Source organism: Vallitalea guaymasensis (assembly GCF_018141425.1).
GTDB lineage: Bacteria > Bacillota > Clostridia > Lachnospirales > Vallitaleaceae > Vallitalea > Vallitalea guaymasensis.
In genome coordinates this window covers 2,289,034-2,314,976 of sequence record NZ_CP058561.1, presented here as the reverse complement: position 1 = coordinate 2,314,976, position 25,943 = coordinate 2,289,034, and the positions used below count along the sequence as shown (strand labels likewise).

At 33.9% G+C, this 25,943-nt stretch carries 21 protein-coding genes; 8 read left to right on the top strand and 13 right to left on the bottom strand.

Annotated features, from left to right (window positions below):
- Positions 1-253: 253 nt before the first annotated feature.
- The 13 genes from HYG85_RS10240 to HYG85_RS10180 form a co-directional block, all read right to left on the bottom strand.
- Positions 254-964: a tryptophan synthase subunit alpha gene (locus tag HYG85_RS10240; RefSeq protein WP_212693381.1), complete on the bottom strand. Its 711-nt coding sequence runs from the start codon at positions 962-964 to the stop codon at positions 254-256.
- A complete protein-coding gene (locus tag HYG85_RS10235) occupies positions 954-2,120 on the bottom strand; it encodes an iron-containing alcohol dehydrogenase (RefSeq protein ID WP_212693380.1) in 1,167 nt (388 codons plus the stop codon). The genes HYG85_RS10240 and HYG85_RS10235 overlap by 11 nt, the downstream gene beginning before the upstream one ends.
- Before the next feature lie 273 nt (positions 2,121-2,393).
- Positions 2,394-3,194 (bottom strand): BtpA/SgcQ family protein, encoded by an 801-nt coding sequence (locus HYG85_RS10230; RefSeq protein ID WP_212693379.1) that lies wholly within the window; start codon positions 3,192-3,194, stop codon positions 2,394-2,396.
- 87 nt (positions 3,195-3,281) lie between these two features.
- Complete coding sequence (locus HYG85_RS10225; RefSeq protein ID WP_212693378.1) at positions 3,282-4,040, bottom strand: nucleoside phosphorylase; 759 nt, start codon at positions 4,038-4,040, stop codon at positions 3,282-3,284.
- A 30-nt stretch (positions 4,041-4,070) separates the two neighbouring features.
- Positions 4,071-5,027, bottom strand: a complete 957-nt coding sequence (locus HYG85_RS10220; RefSeq protein ID WP_212693377.1) for a carbohydrate kinase family protein — start codon at positions 5,025-5,027, stop codon at positions 4,071-4,073.
- A complete protein-coding gene (locus HYG85_RS10215; protein WP_212693376.1) occupies positions 5,020-5,598 on the bottom strand; it encodes a cysteine hydrolase family protein in 579 nt (192 codons plus the stop codon). The genes HYG85_RS10220 and HYG85_RS10215 overlap by 8 nt, the downstream gene beginning before the upstream one ends.
- Positions 5,591-6,499 carry an ABC transporter permease gene (locus HYG85_RS10210; RefSeq protein ID WP_212693375.1) on the bottom strand — a complete coding sequence of 303 codons (909 nt, stop codon included), beginning with the start codon at positions 6,497-6,499 and terminating at the stop codon, positions 5,591-5,593. The genes HYG85_RS10215 and HYG85_RS10210 overlap by 8 nt, the downstream gene beginning before the upstream one ends.
- 1 nt (position 6,500) lies before the next feature.
- Complete coding sequence (locus HYG85_RS10205) at positions 6,501-7,574, bottom strand: ABC transporter permease (RefSeq protein WP_244971307.1); 1,074 nt, start codon at positions 7,572-7,574, stop codon at positions 6,501-6,503.
- Entirely contained in the window at positions 7,564-9,093 is a 1,530-nt protein-coding gene (locus HYG85_RS10200; RefSeq protein ID WP_212693374.1) for an ABC transporter ATP-binding protein, read from the bottom strand. Before HYG85_RS10200 ends, HYG85_RS10205 begins: the two co-directional genes overlap by 11 nt.
- 165 nt (positions 9,094-9,258) lie before the next feature.
- On the bottom strand, positions 9,259-10,314 hold the full coding sequence (locus tag HYG85_RS10195; protein ID WP_212693373.1) for a BMP family lipoprotein: 1,056 nt from the start codon (positions 10,312-10,314) through the stop codon (positions 9,259-9,261).
- 160 nt (positions 10,315-10,474) lie between these two features.
- Entirely contained in the window at positions 10,475-11,209 is a 735-nt protein-coding gene (locus tag HYG85_RS10190) for a GntR family transcriptional regulator (protein ID WP_113672865.1), read from the bottom strand.
- A 351-nt stretch (positions 11,210-11,560) separates the two neighbouring features.
- Positions 11,561-11,812 carry a TIGR03905 family TSCPD domain-containing protein gene (locus HYG85_RS10185; protein ID WP_113672864.1) on the bottom strand — a complete coding sequence of 84 codons (252 nt, stop codon included), beginning with the start codon at positions 11,810-11,812 and terminating at the stop codon, positions 11,561-11,563.
- 34 nt (positions 11,813-11,846) lie between these two features.
- On the bottom strand, positions 11,847-12,737 hold the full coding sequence (locus HYG85_RS10180) for an AraC family transcriptional regulator (protein WP_212693372.1): 891 nt from the start codon (positions 12,735-12,737) through the stop codon (positions 11,847-11,849).
- Between the two features lie 135 nt (positions 12,738-12,872).
- Here HYG85_RS10180 and HYG85_RS10175 point away from each other — a divergent pair, with 135 nt between their 5' ends.
- The 8 genes from HYG85_RS10175 (at position 12,873) to HYG85_RS10140 (ending at position 25,878) form a co-directional block, all read left to right on the top strand.
- On the top strand, positions 12,873-13,829 hold the full coding sequence (locus tag HYG85_RS10175; RefSeq protein WP_212693371.1) for a DUF5107 domain-containing protein: 957 nt from the start codon (positions 12,873-12,875) through the stop codon (positions 13,827-13,829).
- A 66-nt stretch (positions 13,830-13,895) separates the two neighbouring features.
- A complete protein-coding gene (locus tag HYG85_RS10170; RefSeq protein WP_212693735.1) occupies positions 13,896-17,225 on the top strand; it encodes a DUF5107 domain-containing protein in 3,330 nt (1,109 codons plus the stop codon).
- A 166-nt stretch (positions 17,226-17,391) separates the two neighbouring features.
- The gene (locus HYG85_RS10165) at positions 17,392-18,090 is read left to right on the top strand and encodes a 5'-methylthioadenosine/adenosylhomocysteine nucleosidase (RefSeq protein WP_212693370.1); all 699 of its coding nucleotides are present in this window, start codon (positions 17,392-17,394) and stop codon (positions 18,088-18,090) included.
- Positions 18,091-18,174: 84 nt separating this feature from the next.
- A complete protein-coding gene (locus HYG85_RS10160; RefSeq protein ID WP_212693369.1) occupies positions 18,175-18,921 on the top strand; it encodes a hypothetical protein in 747 nt (248 codons plus the stop codon).
- Positions 18,922-19,252: 331 nt separating this feature from the next.
- Positions 19,253-20,311: a 2-oxoacid:acceptor oxidoreductase family protein gene (locus HYG85_RS10155; RefSeq protein WP_212693368.1), complete on the top strand. Its 1,059-nt coding sequence runs from the start codon at positions 19,253-19,255 to the stop codon at positions 20,309-20,311.
- Positions 20,312-20,331: 20 nt separating this feature from the next.
- Positions 20,332-22,578 (top strand): thiamine pyrophosphate-dependent enzyme, encoded by a 2,247-nt coding sequence (locus HYG85_RS10150; RefSeq protein ID WP_212693367.1) that lies wholly within the window; start codon positions 20,332-20,334, stop codon positions 22,576-22,578.
- Between the two features lie 143 nt (positions 22,579-22,721).
- Positions 22,722-24,362 carry a PucR family transcriptional regulator gene (locus HYG85_RS10145; protein ID WP_212693366.1) on the top strand — a complete coding sequence of 547 codons (1,641 nt, stop codon included), beginning with the start codon at positions 22,722-22,724 and terminating at the stop codon, positions 24,360-24,362.
- 214 nt (positions 24,363-24,576) lie between these two features.
- Positions 24,577-25,878 carry a cytosine permease gene (locus HYG85_RS10140; protein WP_212693365.1) on the top strand — a complete coding sequence of 434 codons (1,302 nt, stop codon included), beginning with the start codon at positions 24,577-24,579 and terminating at the stop codon, positions 25,876-25,878.
- Positions 25,879-25,943: the final 65 nt, after the last annotated feature.

The following is a 25,943-nucleotide window of genomic DNA, read 5'->3' as shown; positions in this document are numbered from 1 at the left end:
TCAGAAAAAGTGTTTTGTTCGGACTTGGTTTTTGCAAAAGAGTATATGTATATGTTACGCCAGCGAAATTGCTCGTCCTGAGCAAACTGCTGGGTTCGGCGTCCTGCCTCACTACTCCACATATACATATACTCTTTTGCTTTAAGTAACCGTTAATAGGGTTACAAAACACTTTTTCTTCTGATTGGCATGACTGATGGCTATGGTAATTTTAGGTTTTTGATAGAAAACCCAAATTAGATACTTAGTAGGTTTAGCCTTTTAAAGATTGAATGTAAGTCATGATATCTTGGTCGGTTTCTTGTTTTAATAGGGCGCTTCCTATGAAGGCTGCGTCGGCTCCGGCTTTTTGTATTCGTAGTATATCTTCACGTGTTGAGACGCCGACTCCGCAGTAGATAGGGTTTTTGATACCTTTTTGTCGGAGGTATTCTACGCATTTGTCTAGTGTTTCGTAGCCTTCTTTTACTTCGCCGCTTGATTTGGATTGTAGGTATACGAAACCATTGGAGGCTACTGCGCTAGTAACGTTTTCTTCTGGTAAGTCGAAAGGTACCCAGCAAGATATTTTTATACCTTGGTTGATTAATTGATCTTTTATGTCTTCGTTTTCTAGTCCAACCATTATTAGGTCATATGTTTCTAGTTCTTTACAGCGGGTGATGAATTTTTCTACGCCAATAGCTTTTATGGTGTGTTCATAGGCTAATAGGATTATTGGAGTATCGGGATGTTTTTCTTTTAGGATTTTGATGCCGTCGAAATATTTGTCAAAATCATCGCAAGCTTCCATGGCAGCTTTCATTCTACCGCCTATGAAGTCGCTATCTAGATATGCGTTGTCAGTAGGGAAGTCAACTTCTAGAAAATCACAGCCTGCCTTGGTATAGATATCTGCTCTTTCTATACTTTTTTCTATTGTTGGGTAACCAAAGGATAAGTAACCTATTATTTTAACACTCATTAGCTGTACCTCCGTTGTATATTTTTAGTATTAATGCTTTCATTTCATCTACATTTGGAACGATTGGGTTAGTTTTAGTACATCCATCAGCGATTGCTAATTTTGCTATTTCTTCTAATTGTTCATTGAATGATTTATCATCATTGATTACTTCTTTTAATGATGTAGGTATATCTAGTTTTTCATTAATTTCTTTTACTGCTTCTAATAAAGAGTCTTTATTAATTTTTCCAGCTAGTTTTTTGTAACGTTGTTCAGCTGTCTTATCAGACATGTTGAATTCAATTACATAAGGAAGTATAATAGCATCAGCTAAACCGTGAGGAATACCGAATAATCCACCAACGGTATGTGCGATACTATGTACTATCCCAAGGGATACATTAGTAAATGCCATACCAGCAAGGCATGATGCTACTAGCATATTTTCTCTTGCAGTCAAATCATCACCAGTTTTATAAGCTGTTACAAGGTTATCAAGTATCATAGCTACTGATTTTTCAGCTAGAACATCAGATATCATGTTGGCTCTTGTTGAAGTATAAGCTTCTACTGCATGTGTAAGAGCATCCATACCAGTTGCCGCAGTAAGTTTTGGAGGCATGGAAGCAGTAATATCAGGTTCAAGTATTACTACGTCAGGTATCATCTTCATATCACTTGCACCAGATTTTTTATGAGTCTCTGTATTGGTTATAACTACAGAACGACTAACCTCACTTGCAGTACCACTGGTAGTTGGAATTGCTATCATTCTAGCTTTATTTCTAAGTGGAGGCATATTATTATGCTTCGCTTCAAATTTATCAATGCTATCAATTTCTGGATGCTCATAGATAATCCACATAGCTTTGGCAGCATCCATAGCAGAACCACCACCAACACCTACAATCCAATCAGGACCATAATCCATCATTACCTTAGCACCTCTATAAACTGTCTCAAAAGATGGGTCTGGCTCAACATCATCAATAACCATTGACTCAATACCAGCATCTTTCAAATAACCTTGAATCTTAGCCATATGACCACTTACAATCAGATAATCACCACTTGTAACAATCACAGCCCTCTTACCATCTATAGTCTTCAAATGTTCAAGAACACCCTGCCCGAACATCAATTGCTCTCCACCTAACTTCATAGGTCTCATCATCTTAAGTCACTCTCCTTATATTAATTAAAAAAATTTTAATTTATAAAACTATTATTGTATATTAATAATTCAAATTTAACGTAGCCCAGTAGGTAATATATATACAAACAAAGCGATTTTTAAATATAAGTTAGAAAATCTTAGTGAGCGGAAATTAATATTACGTTAAGAACCTTAACTGTTTGACGAAGGAGTTGTTAAGGTTTAGTAATATTAATTGGAGCGAAATTAGCTTTTCTTCTTATATTTAACATGAGCTGTTTTGTATATATATTAACCTACGGAAGCACACCTAAATAATATCTTTTCCATTAATTCCCTAACCTTACTACTATCAATAACACCATCAGTCTTAAGGCTTGATCCAACAATAGCTCCGTCAGCAATATCAAGCTGTTCATCAGCATTATCAGTTGTAACACCACTACCGATGAATACTGGGATTTTAACCTTGCTCTTAACTCTTTTAACTGCGTCAAGAGGAGTTTCTCCACCAGTATGTGAACCAGTTACGATAACACCATCAGCACCACAAGCCCCTGCCCATACAGCAGATTCTTCAAGGCTGATATTTGGGTTTAACATATGAGTATATTTTACCTGTACATCAGCTAATATTCTAATTTCAGTTGCATTAATAGCTTTTCTGTATTTTAGGGCTTCTCCACTGCAAGCTTCCATGATTCCATTGAAGCTGACAACAGTATCAACAAAAACAGGTAAACGTATAAAATCAGCTCTAGCACCTTTTGCACAAGCAAGAGCACTTTTATAATCACTAAAAGCCGCATCTACACCAATAGGTACATTAGTATGTTCCTTGATTACAGCTGTCAAGGCTGCAAGAGCAGCAGTTTGTTCAGTGGTCAATAAATGTGTGAAAGGCATGTCTCCATCATTTTCTACCATTATTCCATTGACGCCGCCTTCTTCCAAAGCTTTTGCATCTTTTATTGCAGCAGCATACACTTTTTCCATATCACCATCAAAATTAGCTGTACCAGGTAAAGCTTTTAGATGTACCATACCAATAATAGGTTTATTTGTTCCAAATAGTTCTTCACACCAACTCATGTTTCATCTTCCTTTCTTATCTAGGAATATCTATTTTATATTTCCTTGAATCTATTGCATAAAATGTCTAAGTTATAATATAGTTATCTATTTATTAGCTGTATCATATAAGACAATACCATCAAGTACTACACGTACAAGATCTTCTTCTTCAGCCTTTTGTCTATTACCGCCTTTTAAATAGTTCTTAAGGTTTTCAAGAACGGTTGTCATAGTTACAACACATCCTTTTATACCCATTAGACGTGAGAGTGTAAGGATTGTACTGCTTTCCATATCAATTCCACCAATGTTGAACTTTTTAAGCTCTTGAATATCTTCTACGATAGACATTTCAAGCTTAGTGGATAATCTGGATTCTCGCATTTGACTGTAGAAACCGTCATAACTGCAGATAATAGAATTATCATAACCGAATCCATTATTTTCAGCACTTTTATTCATGTATTCAATTAGTTCAAAGTCAGCAACTGCAGGATATGATTTATCAACATATGTTGTTGTTGTCCCATCTTCACGCATAGCGCCTACAGGTATAATGAATTTTCCTAACAGATCATCTCTAAGTCCCATTACTGTTCCTAGACGAATAGCGACTTCCATACCGCATTCGTACATTTCTTCCATTGCTATAGCGGCTGAAGGACCTCCAATACCTGTTGAGCTTATTGTTATTTTCACACCTTTATAAAATCCAGTATAAGAGTGAAATTCTCTGCTGACTGCAATTTCTTTAACATCATCCATGAAACTAATTATTTTTTCGACTCTTCTTGGGTCGCCAGAAAAAACAACGTATTTGCTAATGTCTTTATCTGTTGATTTCAGATATAAAGTCTTTTCCATTTATGCCAATTCCTTTCTATTGTCCATTATCTATTTATTATTTATGAAATTAGTATCAAAACGCTCTTTTAATTGTTCTTCTGTAGGAACATTGCCTAGACATCCCATTTCTTCTATTATGAATGAAGCAACAGTAGCTCCCGTTTTTCCACAATCAATATAAGACATATCATTAACTAATCCGTATATGAAACCTGCAATATATGAGTCTCCCACACCTGATGTATCTACAACCTTGTCAGGCTTGGCGATTGGTACTGTTTCTTTGAGGATAGTATCATTATGGTTACATATGATAAGACTACCGTTCTTTCCTTGTGTGATAACTAAACATTTACAGCGACCATTATTAAACAGTTCACAAATGTCATGAAGCCCAAATAACTTCTTGATTTCTTCTTTTTCTCCTTCGTTCATAAAGATGATAGTAGAAGAATTGAGCAGATATTTTAGACTGTCTTTTGGAAAAGCGTCAAAATCACATTTCATACCAAATATGATTGGTACATCTTCTTTTACACAAGCTTCAGCAAAGGCCATATTGTACTTGAGGTTTCCGACTGTTATGACTCCGTATTTTGCCCTTTTAATTATCTCTTTATCAATATGAATAGGGTATTTATCAGACATGGCACCTGGATAAAACAAGGTTATATGATTACCCATATTGTTTTCTATCAGATAAGAGTTCGAGGTTACATCTTCCTCAATAACTTCTACACCATCTAAGCAAATGTGGACATTGTGTAGGAAATCCCTATATCCTGTGGATTCAAAATCATTTCCAACACGCATCATCAACATTGATTTCAGTGATAATTTTGCACATGTGTAGGCTATATTCACATTGCAGCCCCCATAGTATATTTTGCTGTTGTCAGCATTTTGGATTATAGAAGTCTTTCCAATAGAGATGGAGTCTCCTGTTTTAATTATCCTGTCTAGGCTGGGATAGCCGACTGCTATGAAATCTATATCTTTAGTCATCTAATTCACCACCATCCAGCTTCTCGTAGAGTTCCTTCATTGTAATAACACTGCCTAAGTATTTTTCTATATCTGCTAAGTGAACTTTATTAACAACTTCATCATTGGTCGCTACACATTCTTTTACAACAATTGGATTGTAGTCCAAATGATAAGCACCTTCCACAGTCGCTCTAATACAACAATTGGTTTTTGTACCGCATATTAGAAGGTTTCTTATATCATGTTCTCTAAGAATAAGGTCTAGGTCAGTACCTAAAAAGGAGTTGTATCTTCTCTTTTTGACTATATAATCAGTTTCTTCTTGATATCCAAGTTCTGGCATGATATCTTCTCCACCAGAACCTTCAAGACAATTTATTCTTCTTCCTGAGCCTAGTTCTTTATCAAATAAATATTTTCTATGATAGTGTTTGGCAAAAATAATCAATATATTTTTTTCTCTGCAATGGTCTATTACCTCTCTGATTCTAGGTAGAATCTCTTGGTTCTGAGGATAAAACACTTTTCCATCAGGGTGGGCAAAGTCAAAAAGCATATCCACAATAAGAAGAGCCGTTTTTTTATTCATCTTTTATCCCCCTATCTAAGTTTCCAATCATTCTTATAGCACCAACAATGGATAATACCACTACTATGAATATGAAAGGTATCATCTGTACGAAAGTTCCTGGTATGTTTAGATTCTGCAATCTAAGTTGAATGGAGTCAGCAAACCCAAATAGGAAGCTGAATACATAAGTACCAAGGGTGGTACCTCTACCACAGAATATAGCTGCAAGTGCAATGAATCCACGTCCATTAGTCATATTCTCAACAAACATGGTAAGATTACCGAGAGATAAATTAACACCAGCTAAGGCACATAGGATTGCGCTTATATAAACTGTAGAGTATTTTATACGATTGACTTTGATTCCAATGGCTTTGGCAGCCTCTTCGTTCTCGCCAACAGCTCTGACATAGATTCCGTATTTTGTATGATTGAGTACAAAATATACAGCTATGGCAATAAGGATACTTACATAGACCATAGGTGAATGGTCATTTATTATAGGCCCTATAAAAGGGATTTTATCTAAAAAATCAATATGAACAGGAGTTGTTCCGACTATTTTTGGATCTGAGAACACACCTCTTCTGCCAAAGGCAACCTGCAAAACAAAAGATGTGAGACCAGCTGCAAATATATTAACTGCAAGTCCTGTAATTATGAAGTTACCTTTTAAAGTGATTCCGAATACATTGAATAGTAATGCGAATAACATTGAAGCGAATATAGCTGCAATTATTGCAATAAAGATGTTTCCAGTAGCAAAGCTGGCTAGTACGCCTGCGAAAGCACCCATAAGCATCATACCTTCTAATGCAATATTAAGAACATTGGCTTTATGAGTAAACAGTCCGCCAAGTGCAGCTAATACTATAGGTGTTGCCATTCTTAATGATGTGTGTAATATAGCTTCTAACATACTAACCCCTCACTTTCCTTCTAAACATAAGTTTCAGTCTTGACATAAAACCAAATTCTGTATTTAAATAATCTACAGCTAAGAAGAATATTATTAGACCTTGAATTATACTGATAAGGGATCTTGGTACGCCAACCATTAGTTCCATAGTGCTTCCGCCATTTTTTAGTATTCCAAAAAATAGTGCTGCTATCAGAATACCAATAGGGTTGTTTTTACCAAGAAGGGCGATTGTCATGCCGTCCCATCCATACCCAGGTGAAAATCCAGCTATAAATCGATGATGAACACCTAGAACTTCCCCTGCACCAGCAATACCTGCAAGCATTCCACTAACTACCATAATGATGATTGCTTTATTTCTGGTATTCATACCAGTAGCTTCTGCAAAGCTTACATTATGACCAATGGCTTTTATCTCAAAACCTAGTCTTGTATATTTGAATATATAATAGACTATACATGCCATAATTAGAGCAATGATGAATGCCCAGTTTAATTGAGATGTTTTCATAAAACGGGGAAGGTAAGCACTTTGTTCTATAGGGTATGTAGCAGCATAACCTTCTCCAGAGTAGAACACGAAGTTGGTTAAGTAATCAGTCAATAATATTGCTACATAGTTCAACATAATGGTAACAACCATTTCATTTACGTTAAATCTGCCTTTTAATACTCCCGGAATAAGAGCAAATAGTCCACCTACCACAACAGCAGCTAGTATACATAGAATTACATGAAGTACAGGTGGTAGTCCTTTTAAAGTAAATCCTACATACGCAGCAGCAAATGCACCTAGATACATTTGACCTTCAACACCCATATTGAAGAGATTGGCTTTGAAAGCAACTGCTATTGCAAGACCGGTTACAATGATAGGAGTAGAGCTGAATAGTGTATTATAAAGAGCGCTTTTCCCAACCAGGGCACCTCTGAACATAGCACCATAAGCTTCTATTGGGTTGTGTCCTGATACAACAATTAATATTGCTCCTACTAAAAAGGCAAAGATAACAGGTAATATAAGATAAAATACTTTTTTTGAAATTTGCTTGTAATTTATTTTAGCCATCATTCTCTACCTCTCTTTTATCTGTTATTCCAGCCATAAGATATCCAAGTTCCTCTTTTGTAGTCTCTTTTGCATTGACTTCGCCGATTATACTACCTTTGTACATGACAATTATTCTATCGCTAAGATTCATAACCTCCGATAGTTCAGAAGATACCACTAGTACGGCTTTATTATCATTTCTGAGACTGATGAGTTGTTTGTGGATGAACTCTATGGAACCAATATCAACTCCACGAGTAGGCTGACTGGCGATAACTAGATCAGGATTCATAGATAATTCTCTTGCAATAATTACTTTTTGTGCATTCCCGCCAGATAGCTGTCCAACATCACCATCTGCTGAACCTACACGAATATCAAAATCATTTATTAATTCATCACGGTTATCTCTTATTTTTTTATAGTTATAATGATAGGTAGAACCAAATTTATCAGTATCATGATAACCTGCCATAAGATTTTCTGATATTTTCATATTCCTACACAAACCATGTTTATATCTATCTTCTGGAATAATACCAATTCCTAGTTTTCTAATTTTTTCAGATGGATAATTAGTTATGTTCTTGTCTTTGTATGTTACTTTTCCATTAGTACATTTCATAAGCCCTGTGAGTACTTTGATTAATTGGGATTGACCATTTCCTTCAACCCCTGCAACACCAAGAATTTCTCCTCTTTTAACAGCGAAATTTACATTATCAAGTAATCTAACCTTTTGCTTATTGGTTACACTAAGGTTATTGACAGAAAAGAGTTCATCACCAATTTTGGGTTCCGGTTTTTCTACTTGGAGTAGAACATCTCTTCCCACCATTAATTTGGCTAGGTCTTTTTCTGTTACATCTTTTGTTTCGACCCTGTCAACAATTTCACCTTTTCTTATGACAGTTACGCTGTCTGAGCATCTCTTGACTTCTCCTAGCTTATGTGTAATAATGATGATTGTCTTGCCCGCCTCACGAAGTTCATTAAGGCTGATAAGTAGTTCATCGACTTCTTGAGGAGTAAGTACAGCAGTTGGTTCATCAAGTATTAAAATATCCACGTTACGATAAAGCATTTTCAATATTTCTACCCTTTGTTCAGTTCCTATGGGTACGTTTTGAATTTTATCTTTTGGATTAATATTAAAACCATATTTCTCAATAAGTTCTTTTACAACTTTGATTTCTTTTTTCTTATTGATTCTGATGCCTTTTGTGAGTTCATCACCCAATAAGATGTTTTCGAAGATTGTAAATGTAGGTACTAATTTGAAATGTTGGTGAACCATACCTATTCCAAGGTTAATTGCATCACGAGGATTATTTATGGATACGTGTTTTCCTTTAATGTATATTTCACCTTCTGTTGGTTGTAATAAACCATATAACATATTCATGAGAGTTGATTTTCCAGCACCGTTTTCCCCAACAATTGCATGGATTTCACCCTCTTTAACTTGGAGGTTAATTTTATTATTAGCTGTAAAATCTCCAAATTTTTTTGTGAGATTTTTAGTTTCTATGATATACAAGGAAATTCACTCCTTTACATAACGAGTTCGTTTATTTATGATGTAAACTTGGATGATTTTATATGTTTATACAGGTATTAACTAATCTACAATACATTCCAAGGCCTTTTCCCTTATTCCAAACCTTGAAATGTATTGCGGCAAGGATTAGTTGATATCTTTTTTTTATTCTTTTGTCACATCAGTGACCTTAATTTCTCCACTAACTATTTTTTCTCTTATTTCTTCTAGTTGGTCGAGATATTCTGGTTTTAACATATCTTTTGTGTGTTCCATTTTACTAAGTTCTGTTCCTTCTTTTAATCCAAGCTCTATAACATTTTCATCGCCAATAGTACCATCTTGTAATTTATCTGCTAGCATGACCATCGCCATATCAAGTCTTTTCATCATACTTGTAAGAATGTTGCCAGGAACAATATAATCTTGGTCAGAGTCAACACCTACAGCAAAAACATTTTTCTCTTTTACTGCTTCGAATACACCTTCACCGGTTCCGCCTGCTATCTGATATACTACATCTGAACCTTGGTCAATCTGTACTAATGCAAGTTCTTTTCCTTTTGCTGGATCACCAAATGAGTTGGAATAACCTTTTAATACTTTGATGTCAGGATCTATATATTTGGCACCTTCTTCGTATCCTACGATAAATTTATCAATACCAGGAGATTGAACACCACCTATAGCACTGATTATCTTTTGATCATTTGTTTTATCAATGGAATCATCAGTAGTTACCATAGCTGCTAGAGCACCAGCTAAGAAAGAGCCTTCATGTTCTTTGAAAATTACAGAAGTAACATTAGGTTGGTCTACTACTATGTTGAATATTGCGAATCTTGTATCTGGAAATTGAGGAGCTACTGTGTTAAGAATATCAGCGTGTCCATATTCAAGGGTACAAACTAAGTCATATCCAGCTTTTGCAAGTTCAGTCAGGTATTTTTCCCCCTCTGAAACATCAGCAGGTTCAACAACTTTTATTTCCATGTTCATGTCTGATTCGATCTTTTTGAGTCCTTCATATGCTGAATCATTATAGGAACGATCTCCAAGTCCACCAGCACTTGTTACCATAGCAACTTTGAATGTTTTGTCTTTTGCTGTATCTTTATCATCAGTGTCGGTGTTATTATTCTTGTTGTCACCGGTTTTTGTACAACCCACTAATAATAGAGTTAAGCATAACATAATTGCAAATACCTTTTTTAAGTTCATTTTTATCCTCCTTTTTTGTAATTAAATAAGTTTTAATTAGTTTTGACATTTATGATAACTTCCATTCTACTTTTTAAAAAATCTTTCGTACCAAAGGGATGGGTAAAACATTTTATTAAGTTTGGTACGAAAGTTATTAGTAAAATTGGAAAGTATCTGCTTATTCAACAAAATCCATATAGAATTTTGATCTATCAGAGCGGTAATAAGTTTTAAAATATTCTACTAATATTTTGTCATTATCATGTTTTCCATATACCCAGCCGTTGAATTTCAGCAATGGAAGGTTAAGACTGATATCCAATGCTTTTGCAAGTTCTTCGGAGGGTAATACTGCTTCTACTGTTCTGTTAGTTCCTATAATCTCTATTTTATAAACCTGTGAAAGGGTTTTATAGATTGAGTTATTATTAAAATTAAAATTTTCAATGGAAGGTACATATTTGTAGGGTATATAGGATTTTGTGTAGTTGATAGGAGTACCTTCAATTAGATTAACTCTTTCTGTATAGAACACTTTGTCCTTATTATCTAGATTCATATGATGAATTATTCTTTTACTTGGCGTGAACACATCATATTTCAAAACTTTTGATATAGGATCGAAGCCTTTGCTTCTCAACATCTCAGTACAACTAGTCAATTTTAGTAATCCTTGTGCGAATTTTTTACCTTTTACATATGTGCCTTTACCATGAATCTTGTACAAATAACCTTCGTTAACTAATACGTCGATTGCTTTTCTAACTGTAGTACGACTGATATCGTATTTCTCCATCATGTCACGTTCTGAGGGTATTAGTTCATCAGCATTCACTTCTTCATCTTCAATCATTCTTATGATTTCTTGTTTTAACTTATAGTACAAAGGTATTGGCGTATCGATACTTTTCATATTATTCCTCCTTAAGGTGGTGTTAACGTGATGTCATCTCGTCACTACCAGTTAGGTAGAGTGTAGCATATTTTTTTACATTATTCAAGGTGTTTTGTGCATAAAGTATAAAATTTTTGTTTTTACTGTGGAAAACTGTGAAATATAAAGGAATTTAGCTGAAAGGAAATAATTGTATTAGGGCTTATTTGGGCAATAAGATGGAAATATGGATATTCTTGTAAGGTATTTAGATGAAAATAGATAAAAATAACGTGTTTGTAACTTAAAAAGAGACCATCCCAATATACATTTACTTGAATATCCCTGTAGAAGGATTCTAAATGAATTATGAGATAGCCTATAAAAATATTAAGCGTTATTTTGCTTGTACTTTTTTAATGCCTGTGCTAACTGGTCTGGACATGATGTGGATTTGGAGCCACAAGGAAGTCCATCCAAACGCTCTATGACCTCATCTACTTCCATACCTTCAATCAAGGTACTGATACCTAATAAGTTACCAGCACAACCACGAGTAAATTTTACATTAGTTACCTTGTTGTCCTTGATGTCAAAGGTTATTTTTGTAGAGCATGTTCCTGATGTATGATATTCGTACATATGTATCTATCCTTTCTAAGATGTTATTGATTAATCAGCCTTTTTTAATATTTCGATAGTTATTAGGAGATAGAGAAATATTATTCTTGAAAACTCTAGAAAAATAATAAGGATCTTTGTAACCTAGTATCTTGGATATTTCTTTTATACTCTTGTTGGTGGTATCCAATAGTTGACAAGCCTTCTGCATCTTCAAATGGATAAAATAATCAATAGGAGAATAACCTGTACTTTCTTTGAAAACATGTATAAGATAGTTTTTACTAAGAAATAGGTGATTACTTAGACCTTCCAGGGTTATTTTCTTGTCAATATTTTTATTCATATATTCAATACACTGATTGATGAAACCACAATCACCACAATTGTTTCCGTAGTTATTTTTTCCATCATGAATAATACTTGTTAAAAACACACCAAGCAATTTATTGATATATATCATGTTATTGATTGAATATCCTTTTTCATGGAGATGATATATCTGCTCAAATTGTTTTACCAGATTACTGTGTTTCAATGGTGACACCGTTATTACAGGTTCATTTTCTTTCATGATATAGTTATAATATTCACAGCTTAAGTCACCGTTGAAATGTATCCAGTATATACTCCATGGGTCACATTCATCAGCATAATATATATGATTTCTATTAGCTTCTATTATGGTTAACTGATTTTTTTCTAGAGTAAAGTCCATTGTATCATATACTATTTTTCCCTTTCCATAAACACAAAAAAGTAAGATGTATTGATTAGAACCTTCCTTTCTTTCTCTATAATGATGTCTAGCTTCTGGAAAATAACCTATGTCTGTTATGAACAAAGGTTTTATTAATGGATGAATAGTAACTTTTTCCAGAATGGGCTTGGGAATCACAATGAGTTTTTCACTCTTGAATCCTTGTTCTATCTTGATTCTATTCATGTAGTTAGTATACATTAATAAAATTATTTTGGCAATGAAAAAAGTAATATAATCCATCTTTTGATTGATATATGATATTTCTAATATCCTCTTAACTTATTAGAATAATAGTATAAAGATAAGGCAGGTGATTACATGAAAGAAAAGCTAGAGATATATGAGAGTAATTATAGGAATGCAAAAAGTATACATATGAGTAATAACTTGATTAGCTGTACTATATTACCCGAGCTGGGGGGGAAGATTGCTTCATTCTATCATAAAGATAAGAAGTTTGAATTATTATTTCAGAATAAGAAGGACGAATATATGAAGCCAGATATGTATGATGATTTCTCATTATATGATGCTTCTGGTTTTGACGATTGTTTTCCAAGTGTTGATGAGGGTTTTGCAGATTTTGGTTCCGAGAAGATCAAGTATCCAGATCATGGAGAGATATGGAGTAGTTGTTTTGACTATGAGATCATTGGTGATAGGGTTAAGTTAAAATATGCAAGCAGGTTATTGCCTTATACCTATGAGAAGTCTATCGGAATTAATGAGAATACTATTTTGATTGATTACAAAATCAAAAATACTGGTTCAGAAGTGATTGATTGTTTTTATACCATGCATTGTCTGATAAATTGTGAGAAAAATATAATCTTGAAATTCCCTAGTGAGACAAAGGAAGTTATAAATGTACTGGAAAGCAGCTTTTTAGGTAAAAAAGGTAGTATACATCCTTTTCCTGTAACACAGACAAATGAAGGAAAAAGCTTTTTTCTAGACCATGTTAAATCACCTGATAGTAATGGATACGAAAAGTATTATGTAATGGATAAGATAGAAGATGGAATCTGTGGTGCTTACTATCCCAGTAAAGGAATTGAATTCGTTACAAAATATGATGCAACAAAATTACCTTATCTAGGATTTTGGGTTACAGAAGGTGGCTTTCGAGGTGACTATAATTGTGCTTTAGAACCTTCTAATGGTTTTTATGACAGTATGAAAAGTGTTTACGAGAATAATAAATTTATGAAGTTAGAACCAAATACTGATTTTGAATTCAGTATAGAGCTTAGTTTAACAAGTGTTACTGATTAGTTAGAAAGATAATGATAAATGTAAAATAAAAATTATAATAAGGAAGGTGTTTTTATGAGTAATATAATGGATGCTAAGATTTGGGTAGATACTATTGATTTACCTACATATCCAGTGGGTGAACCTAATAAGAATCCACTGTTTCTAGAGAAAAGAGTTTATCAAGGCAGTTCGGGTAAGATATATCCTCTTGCTTTTACAGATGAACTGATTGATGAAAAAGTAATGAAAACTTATGAAGTGGTATATTTGGAAAATGAGTATATCAAGGTTATGATTATGCCTGAAATGGGTGGTAAGATCTATAGAGCATATGATAAGACCAATAACTATGATTTTGTTTATTATAATCATGTGGTAAAACCTGCTTTGGTAGGATTAGCAGGACCTTGGGTTTCTGGAGGTATTGAATTCAACTGGCCTCAACACCATAGACCTAGTACTTTTTCTCCTATAGAGTATGCTATTGAGGAAAATGAGGACGGAAGCAAGACCTGTTGGGTAAGTGAAATAGACCGTATGTATGGAACTAAGGGAATGGCTGGTTTTACAGTATATAAAGATAAAGCTTATATTGAAGTAAGAGGACAATTGTATAATAGAACCGAAGTACCTCAGACTTTTTTATGGTGGGCTAATCCGGCTGTAGAAGTCAATGATTATACAAAATCAATCTTCCCTCCAGATGTTCATGCAGTTTTCGACCATGGTAAAAGAGATGTTTCCAGATTTCCTATAGCAACAGGGGTCTATTATAAGATGGATTATTCAGAAGGTGTGGACATATCCAGATATAAGAATCTTCAAGTTCCAACCTCCTATATGGCGTATCATTCGGATTATAATTTTGTGGGAGGCTATGATTTCTCGGTTGAAGCAGGAATACTTCATATAGCTGACCATCATATCTCACCAGGTAAGAAACAATGGACTTGGGGTAATGGTGATTTTGGACAGGCATGGGATAGAAATCTAACTGATGAAGACGGACCATATATTGAACTTATGACAGGGATCTATACTGATAATCAACCAGACTTTACATGGTTAGCACCAAAGGAAGAAAAGACTTTCAAACAATATTTTATGCCTTACAAAAAAGTAGGAGAAGTGAAGAATGCTACCATTGATGCTGTGTTGAATCTAGAGGTAGTAGAAGATATAGCAAGAGTTATGTTATATACAACAAGTATCTTTGAAGGGCTGACTATGAGCTTGTATCTAGATGATGAGTTGATATATGAACAGCCAATAGAAGAAATATCTCCAGTTGCTGCAATAGAAGAAAGTATTGAATTAAAGAGTAAAGTTGAGGAATATAGATTAGAAGTGATTGTAAGAAAGAGTAACGGACAGGAGTTGATTAGTTATAGACCAGCTAAACCTGAGATACTTCAGACTCCAGACCCTGCAAAACCTGCATTGGAACCAAAGGATATCAAGACTTGTGAGGAACTTTTCTTGACTGGTCTCCATATAGAGCAATATCGCCATGCAACGTATCAACCAGAAGATTATTATCTTGAAGCTCTTAAGAGAGACGAAGGAGATATAAGGAACAATAATGCTTATGGACTGCTTATGTACAGACGAGGTAATTTTGAAGAGAGTGAAAAATATTTTAGAAAAGCAATAGAAACTGTAACGGCAAAGAATCCAAACCCATATGATAGTGAACCATATTATAATCTAGGATTAACATTAAAAAAACAAGGCAGATATAGTGAAGCTTATGATGCATTCTATAAGAGTGTATGGAGTAGTGCTTGGCAAGACAGTGGTTACTATGAAATTGCTTGTATTAATTGTATTAACGAAGAATGGGAGTTAGGATTAGAACATATAGATAAATCTATTGTAAGAAATTATCATAACACTAAAGCACGTAATCTAAAATCTTCTATCCTAAGAATTTTGGGACGCAATGAATCCAGTGTAAAACTGGCATTAGAAACTATAGATATTGACCCTATAGATTTTGGAGCTGTATATGAATTATATAAAAATTATACTATCCTTGATGATAAAGAGCTGGCAGATAAGTATTTCAAAAGATTAAATGATCTATTAAGAGGATACCATCATAATTATCTTGAACTTGCTATTGATTATGGTAATGGAGGTCTCTATGAAGATGCCATAGATATTTTATCCTTGTATGATGAAGGAGAAGATAGTTATCCATTGATTAATTATTACATGGGATATTATTATATGAGAGCTGATGATAAGGATAAGGCTGTAGAAGCTTATGAGAAGGCTGCGGCTATAAAACCAGATTATTGTTTCCCTAATAGGTTAGAGTCTATTTTAGTGTTAGCGGAAGCTATGTACATCAATAATAAAGATTCCAAGGCACCTTATTATCTGGCTAACCTGTTATATGATAAAAAACAGTATCAAAAAGCAATAAAATTATGGGAAGCAAGTATTGAAAAAGACAATACCTTTGCAATAGCCAGCAGGAACCTAGCATTAGCTTATGTTAATAAGAATGATGATACCAAGAAGGGGCTATTCTATTTGGAAAAAGCATTTGACTTGGATCAGACTGATGCAAGAGTGCTTTTTGAACTTGACCAACTGTATAAAAAACTGCAAAGACCTTATAAAGAAAGATTAACTTTCCTTGAAGAACATATGGAAACTGTAGAAAAGAGAGATGATCTATTTATTGAATACATTACCTTATATAACAACATTGGTGATTATAGCAAGGCATTGGAACTTATAGCTAATAGAAAATTCCATCCTTGGGAGGGTGGCGAAGGAAAAGTAACTACCCAGTACAAACGTTGCCGTATTGAACTTGCCAAGGAAGCTATAGTGAGTAATAAAGCTGAGGAAGCTATCAAGTTATTACAAGAGTGTACAGTATATCCTCATAATCTTGGTGAAGGTAAACTTCCAGCAGCAGCAGAAAATGATATATACTATTTTATGGGAATGGCTTATGAACTTATTGGTGAAGAAAGTAAAGCGGTAGAATGTTATGATAAAGCTTCTTATGGAATAGATGAGCCTACGGATGCTATGTATTACAATGACCAGCCTGCTGATATGATGTTCTATCAAGGGTTAGCTCTAGCGAAGTTAAATAGAGTCAGTGAAGCAAAGGGAATGTTCAACAAGCTATTTGATTATGGTGAAAATCATATTTATGATAACAAGAAGATAGATTATTTTGCTGTTTCCCTACCAGATTTCCTAGTATTTGAAGATGATTTGAATGTTAAGAACAGAGTCCATTGCCTATATCTAATGGGGCTTGGAGAATTAGGAATAGGCAAAATCAACAGTGGATTAAAATATTTGCAAGAAGCTTACCAGCTTAATATGAATCATCAAGGGATCATGGTTCATAGAGAGTTAAATGAAAAATTTGTTAAAATGTGATATAAGGATTATATAAATGTTACATAATATTCAATTTTAAAATTTAATATAGCAATATTTAAAAAATTAGTGTTCACAAATTATTGGTACTATGAGATAATTATATATGTGAACACTTTTTGCTATTTATAAGCGATAAATATATATATGATCTAGGAGGAAAATAATGAGCGTTGTAGGAATTATAGGTGCTATGGAAGAAGAAGTAGCAGCTTTACAAAAAAAAATGGTTATTGATCAAGTTGAACATTGTGCAAGTCTAGAATTTTACATAGGTAAGATCTTTGACAAAGATGTAGTAGTTGTTAGATGTGGTATTGGAAAAGTCAATGCAGCAGTGTGTACCCAGATTATGATTGATAAATTCAATGTAGATATGATAATCAATACAGGAGTAGCTGGTGCTGTCAGCAATGAATTGAATATTGCTGATATAGTTATTTCAAGTGATGCTCTTCAACATGATATGGATGCTACAGGATTCGGGTATAAACTTGGTGAGATACCAAGAATGGATGTAAGCTGTTTCAAAGCAGATGAAAAGTTGATTGAACTTGCAAGCAAAGCAAGTAAGAATAAGATTACTGATCATAATGTTTTTGTTGAGAGAATTGTCAGTGGAGACCAATTTGTTTCAGATATGGAAGTGAAAAAAAGACTATTAGATAATTTTGGAGGATTCTGTACTGAGATGGAAGGGGCATCTATAGCTCATGTTTGCCATCTTAATAATGTGCCATTTGTTGTTATAAGGTCCATATCAGATAAAGCAGATAATTCAGCGGAAACTAATTTTGCAGAATTTACTATGATTGCTGCTGATAATTCAACGAAAATAATTGAAGGAATGATTGAAATTTTATAAATTGTAAATAATTTCCAAATAACTCTTCCAAAAATTGCAATATTGATGTATAATAATTGTAAATAATTGGAAGGGGAGTTTGTTATGTTTGATACAATTAATTTAATAGTATGCTCAATATTATTTTTTATTTTTATTATAGGTGTATTTAGCTGTTTATCGGCTAATAATAAATATAATGGAATTCTAAAGACTATTGATGGTAGATTTATGGACAAGGATGTCATGATGATTGAACATAAATATAGACATAGGGTTGTTTCGGGAACTAAGCCACTAAATACAAAAATTTTTATTGAAAAGAATCTGTACGATATTAAAATAAATAAGATACCTATTAGTATATTGGAGGATATTGCTATCAATACACTTTATTTTACAATACTTATTGGTCTTACATTCACTTTTCTGGAAATAGCATTGTTGAATAAAATAAATATAAATAATTTACCTAATGTTTTAATATGTGGTATAGTAGGTTTAGTACTTGGATTAGTACTACTTGGAGTCAGAATGATATGCCGGTTAGAGGATAAAAAGGAAATTGCTGCAATTTATCTGTGCAACCATCTGGATAATGAATTGGAAATCGTTATGAATGGGGTTAAGATTGCTAATGAAGGTTATAGTGAAAATAAAGAAAACAAAAAAATTTATAAAAAAGGCAAAAAAGGTATATACGATATTTCAAACTATCCTAGGGTTAGTAGGGACAGGGATGAAAATATACCAAACAGTTCAGAAGTTCCAAGAGGGACAAAAGCAAAAAGAAAAAGTCCTTTATTAGATGAAAATGTCTTGGAAGATGTTATTAAAGAGATAATGTCTTGAGATTAAAGAAAATCATTGTATCACTTACGTAGAATGTGTGGAATCGGTAAGTGATAGGATGATTTTTTTATTTCTGTAAAAATTCTATTTTAAAGTGAATTGAATAAAACTCTTTGCTAAGTAGTAATTGAATATTACACTGTTTTTAAATAAATAATTGGTATATTCCGTTATATTTTTACTTATACTGAAAGTGGTATGAGTATAAAAATAGAACATAAAATTAGATAATAAGTACTTGATAATAATTATTATTATGTTATAATGATTGTCAAAGGATATATTTAGTAATTTTACTATTGATTTTTAACACATAAAAGGAGGAAAGAAGATGAGTGTAAATCTACCTGTTACAAATGAACATGGTTTTTATGAGATTAGGCTTGAGAGTATTGGAGGTCTGGGAGCCAATCTTATTGGTAAAATTTTAGGTGAGTTAGGTGCTCTATATCTTGACCTTAATAGCTCTAACTTCGCAAGTTATGGTTCAGAAAAAAAAGGAACACCAGTTAAAGCATTTATTAGATATTGTGATCCAAATATGGAAATAAGAATCAACAGTCCAATAGAGAAACCTCATGTATTAGGGATATTTCATGAGAATCTAGCTGGCAAAATACCAGTAATGGCTGGTGTGGATGAAAATACTATGGTTGTAGTGAATACAAATGACGAGCCGGACGTTATAAGAGATAGATTAAAAATGCATGCCGGAACCTTAATATGTGTAGATGCTCTCAAAATAGCATTGGAAGAACATACAAGAATCAACATGGTATTGTTAGGAGCAATAGGAAAAGCTACAGGTTTCATTTCATTGGAATCTTTGGAACAAGTAGTAAAGGAGACTATAGGTAAGAAATATCCAGTTGCATTGGAAGGTAACTTGGCTGGAGTTAAAAGAGGTTATGAAGAAATAACAATCACAAAATATGATGATGATGGTAAATACCCATATCAAGAATATAAAGAAGTAAAAAGAGATTGGGGTTATGCTAATGCTCCTATAGGTGGTGTCAATACTATACCTGGTAGTACAGTGACTAATGATTTATCTGCCAGCAGGCAAGGTTATGTTCCTATATTCCATGTAGAAAAATGTATACATTGTGGTCTATGTGATACTACATGTCCAGATATGGTATTCCAATTTGTTGAAGGAGAATACAAAGGAAAACCTGCAATGGTCAATAAAGGATTGGATTATCATCATTGCAAAGGCTGCCTTAGATGTATAGAAGTCTGTCCAACAGCGGCATTGACAGCTGAATTAGAAAGAGATTATGATATCAGTAAATTACATGTCAGAAATAAAGACTTGATTGTGGATCAGATGGAATTTCAGGATACTGGCGCTAATTCAATTGTCAATACTGAGAGCGGAAATTAGAAAGTAGAGGAGGATTAATAATGGTAGAACAAAAGATTGTTTTTGATAGTGGGAATGAGCTGGCGGCTTATGCGGCTAAACAAATAAATTATCATATAATGGGTTATTATCCAATTACTCCATCAACCAAGATAGCAGAACACTTGGATCTGTTAAAAGCAGAAGGAGAACATGACGTAATGATGATACCAGGTGATGGAGAGCATGGAGCAGCTGGTATCTGTTATGGAGCTACAGCTGGTGGCGGACGTGTTTTCAATGCTACATCAGCTAATGGTCTCCTATATGCTCTAGAGCAATTACCTGTACAGTCAGGTACTAGACTTCCCATGGTACTTAATGTAGTATGTCGTACGGTATCTGGTCCTCTTTCTATAAAAGGTGACCACAGTGATATTATGTATACTCTAAATGCAGGATGGGTGATTCTCTTTGCAAAAGACCCTCAGAGAGTATATGACATGAATATATGTGCTCTTAAGATTGCTGAAAAAGTTAAATTGCCTGTAATAGTTGCTTTTGACGGATTCTTCACCAGTCATCAAAAAAGAAGAGCAAAGGTTTTTGCAAAAGATGAAGATGTTCAGGGCTTCGTTGGCAAGTATGAGCCAGACTACCATCTCTTGGACCCTGATAAACCAGTAACTATGGGTTCTTATATGAATGAACCAGACTTGATAAACAACAAATTCCAATTACATGAAGCCATGAATGAAGCTAGAGGTGTTATTAAAGACGTCTTAAAAGAATATGGTGAATTATCTGGTAGAACGTATAATGTAGTTGAAGGTTATAAGATGGAAGATGCAGAAGCTGCTCTATTCATAATAGGCTCAAGTTATGATACTGCAATTCTTGCAGTTGATGAATTAAGAAAAGAAGGTAAAAAAGTTGGTGTATTCGCAGTCAATGCACTTAGACCTTGGTATCAAGATGAAATATATGAGATGGTCAAGAATACAAAAGCTATAGTTGTAGCTGATAGACAAGATAGTTATGGTGCTAATGGTGGTAATTTGTCAATAGAGTTAAAGGCTACTTTACAAGATCATAAATCAAATATTGAAGTTGCAACACTGGTTTATGGACTTAGTGGAAAAGACTTTTATATTGAAGATGCCATAGAGATGTTAAATAGAGCCCTTGACATAGCTAAGAGTCAAAAAGTAGAAAATAGATTTGATTATTATGGTAACTATAAAGGTGATGAGAGTTATGAACCTAAGCAGTTATTCAAGCCTATAACTAAAGAGGAATCATCTCCAGGGGTAGTTACTGTAACTAAAGATGAAGAAACAGGAAGATTCATTGCAAAAGGTGGTGTGCCTAAGGTAGCTACCAAAATGCCAAAAAGATGGGGACCAGGTTCAGGAGCATGTCCAGGCTGTGGTATTCCTGTTAATGTTAATCTATTATTAAAAGGTATTGAAGGTAATGTAGTATTATTGTTCCAGACAGGATGTGGTATGGTTGTAACAACTCCTTATCCACAAACAGCTTTTAAAGTAAGTTATATCCACAATCTATTCCAAAATGGTGGAGCTACTCTTTCAGGTGTTGTAGAGATGTTCCATCAAAAACAAAAAAGAGGAGAGATACCAGAAGGTGAAGATTTCACATTTGTCATGGTCAGTGGAGACGGTGGTCTGGATATAGGTATGGGAGCCGCTCTAGGTGCAGCGCTTAGAAATCATAAAATGATAATAATGGAATATGATAATGGTGGTTATATGAATACAGGATATCAATTATCCTATTCATCACCAAGAGGAGCTAAGACTTCAACTTCTCATGTCGGTCCTGCTCAGGCAGGTAAGGCTAACTACAATAAGGACACTCCTATGATATTTGCAGCTACTAACATTCCTTATGTTGCCACAGTTGCTGAGTTCATGCCAACAGATTTTATCAGGAAAGCTGCTAAGGCTCAGAAATATGCTTCAGAATATGGTTTAGCCTTTATAAAAGCATTATCAGCCTGTCCTCTTAACTGGGGTGATGAACCAAGATATGAAAGAAGTGTAATTGAAGCAGGAGTTAACAGCTGTTATCATCCTCTATATGAAATTGAAAATGGTATTACTACAATAAATTACAATCCAGAGACTAAGAATAAAAAAATCCCAATGGCAGATTTCTTCAAGATGATGGGAAGAACTAAACACTTATTGAAACCAAAATATGAAGATTTGCTAGGAGATATTCAGCAGGAAGTTGATAGAAGATGGGATAGATTAAAGGCTAGGAATGATAGCCCAGTGTTATAAAAGTTAATATATTGTTGAAATTAGAAAGTTGATTCTGTTACTTACGGGAATCAACTTTCTATAATTAATTACATGATTTGTTATTTTTAAGGTATAATATATAATAAATATTGATGTTGAGACTATATTAAGGAGACATAAGAATGAGTTTATCAATAGCGGACTTATTAAATTTACCTTCACTGAGCAATGCTGAAGTAGTTGCGGGAAAGAAAGGATTATATAAAAATGTAGATTCCATTTCTGTCCTAGAATATCCTGATCCTATAGCTCTCCAGGATGAATTGTTTAAGAATAGCAAATTCTATGGAAGTGAAATAGTAATTACAGGTTTTGTTTATATCAAAGATGATGTTGATGCACAATGTAAAGTGATCAGACGTCTTCACGAAATGGGCGAAGTAGGTTTGATACTTTATTATGTGGGGATTTTTCTTCCATGCATTGACAAAAAAGTGATTGAACTTGCTGATGAATTGGGATTCTCTATAATCTGCATGCCAAAAAACAGGATGGACCTAAGGTATAGCGAAGTCATCTACGAGGTGGTGGAAGCTATATTAAAAGAGAAAAAAGTAGATATTCATCTTGTCAGTGAGATGCTGGAGAGAATATCTCTTTTACCCGTTCATCAACGCAGTATGGATACAGTACTTAGGATGTTGAGTGACAGGATGACTTGCTCCCTTTATTTGACGGACTATGATTTCGTCAGCATGAATATGGCGAACTGGCCTAGAATAAGCAATGTAAAGCTCACTGATATAGGGAAATATTATGGTAATGATTATACTAGGATACCTAAAGAGCCTGATTCTGTATTTATTAATCGTGATATCTGTATCTGTAGTCATAGTATAAAAAGTGAAAAAACATCATGTCTATATTTAATTATAGTAAAAGAAGATGGTATATTATCAGAGGAAATATGTAGACAAGCTGCAGAAGTTGTACAGCTATTCATAAATATATGGAGCCAAGGACATGGAAATATTGGAACAGAAGAATTGATAAGGGCTATTTTGAATGATGAACCTATGAAAATGAGAAGACTTGCTGAAATATTTCATATAGATGTTAGAGCAATACAGCATCTGCTTATTGTTAAACAGGATAAATCTATAACTAATAATGGACAATTAAATAAGATAAATCAATATCTTAAGGAAAAGACAAAGACAGTGATCGAAAAATTCTTTGAGGTCAGTTTGGTTGGTAATTATAATGACTGCTTCGTCATATTCTTAGGTAAGGCGAAGGTAAAAAACTCCTGCGAAATGATAACAGAATGTCTTCTATATGAATTAGAGGATTTTGAAGAGAAAATCATTTTAGTAAGTAATTTTGCCCTAGAAAATACTAGAGAAGTAAGAAGTGCTTACATAATGTGCAGTAATTATTTGCAACAGGCAAGATGTATATATCCTAATAAGTGCTCAATTACTCTACAAGAATTACAATTTGCAAAAAAATGCCAAGATGTAATAGACAAAGGAGAAGATAGTATAAAAGAGACCTTACATTTGTTGTCGCCCATTGAGAAAAGTGGGAAAGAGCAAAGAAAGGAATTATATACTACACTTGAAATTTTTATGTTGGATTCTGGATTAAATGTATCCAAAACAGCAGAAAAGTTATTTCTCCACAAAAATACTATAAAATATAGAATAAAAAAATTGAATGAAAAGTTTAATTTTCATATAGATAAGATGCCAGAGTCTTATGATCTATATAAGGCAGTTGCTCTTAGAAGACTTTTGAAAAATAAATCAAAACTTTCTTAGCAGGACATGAAAATAGAGAATCCTTTTAGTTGGTTATTGTACAATGGGACAATAATCAGCTATTTTTTTTTGCCTTTCAGATAATTACAGATAAATATGAAATCTATATAATTAGGTAATAGGTTTGAAAATCAACAGTTTTTTCGTTGGTTATTATAAATTTAATCGTATAGGGCCACATGAAAATTATGGATTATATGAAAGGAGTTTTAATATGAACGAAAAGAGTACTGGATTTGAAGTGAAACAAGAGCAACGTCAAAGTTGGCAGTCTATTGCAATAGTATGGATCGGATCAATGATCTGTGTACCATGCTTAATGGTTGGAGGTCTTCTAGGTAACGGGTTATCATTAGGTAATGTTGTTATAGCTATATTAATTGGTTATGGAATTATTTGCTTTTACATGAGTTTTATGGGTATGCAAGGATGTGACACTGGTTTACCAACAGCTGTCATGGCTTCGGGAGCTTTAGGTGAAAAAGGAGCCAAATATGTAATCAGCAGTGTGTTGGCAATTGCCTGTATCGGATGGTTTGGAATTCAATCAGCTGTATGTGGAGCTTCTTTTTCTTCAATGTTAGCTTCAATGATAGGAATTCAAATACCTGTATGGATATCTTCAATCTTGTGGGGAACGATAATGTTAGTCACCGCTTGTTATGGATTTAAAGGGTTGAAATGGCTGAATTATCTGGCTGTTCCTTTGTTATTAATCGTATGTGGTTATGGAGTTTGGGCTGCAATGGTACAGTTTGATGGTGCTACGGTTATTGCTGATTATACACCAGCGACACCCATTACTCTAATGAGTGGAATAAGTCTTGTTGTTGCAACTTTTGCAGTTGGTGGAGCCATCAGCAGTGATTATTGTCGTTTTGCCAAAAGTAGAAAAGATGTTATAAAATCCTCAATATTAGGAGTTCTGCCAGCAGGCTTAATCATGCTTTTAATCGGTGCACTAATGAGTATTGTAACTGGTCAATACGATATAAGTACAGTACTGACTACTGTAGGTGTACCAGCTATAGGTTTGGTAGCTTTGGTATTGGCAACCTGGACGACTAATATTACAAATGCTTATAGTGGAGGATTGTCTCTATCCAATCTGTTGGGATTTGATGAGAGCAAGTTCAAAATTACAACAGCCGTAGCAGGTGGAGTTGGAACTTTATTGGCTGTAATTGGAGTATTGAATCAACTCACTTCCTTTTTAAGCTTATTGTCAGCTTTGGTTCCTGCTCTTGTAGGTACTCTGATTGCTGATTATTGGATAATAGGTAGAGGGAAAAAAGAGAATTTTAAAATACGTGAAGGAGTTTCAGCAAAGGGCATGATATCTTTTGTAGCAGGTGCACTCATTGCCTGCATAACAGGTGGTACATTTGCTGCTTTTCCAACATTGATAACCGCTTTACCGATTCTAAATATTCCATTTTTTATTGGACCATTAAACGGAATTTTAGTAGCAATGTTTGTGTACATTATATTATATAAATTATTACCAGAGAAATAAATATTAGAAATGTAACAGTTGTAATCTTTACATTAAGATGAGAGTTTGATAGTTGAAAGGAGTTG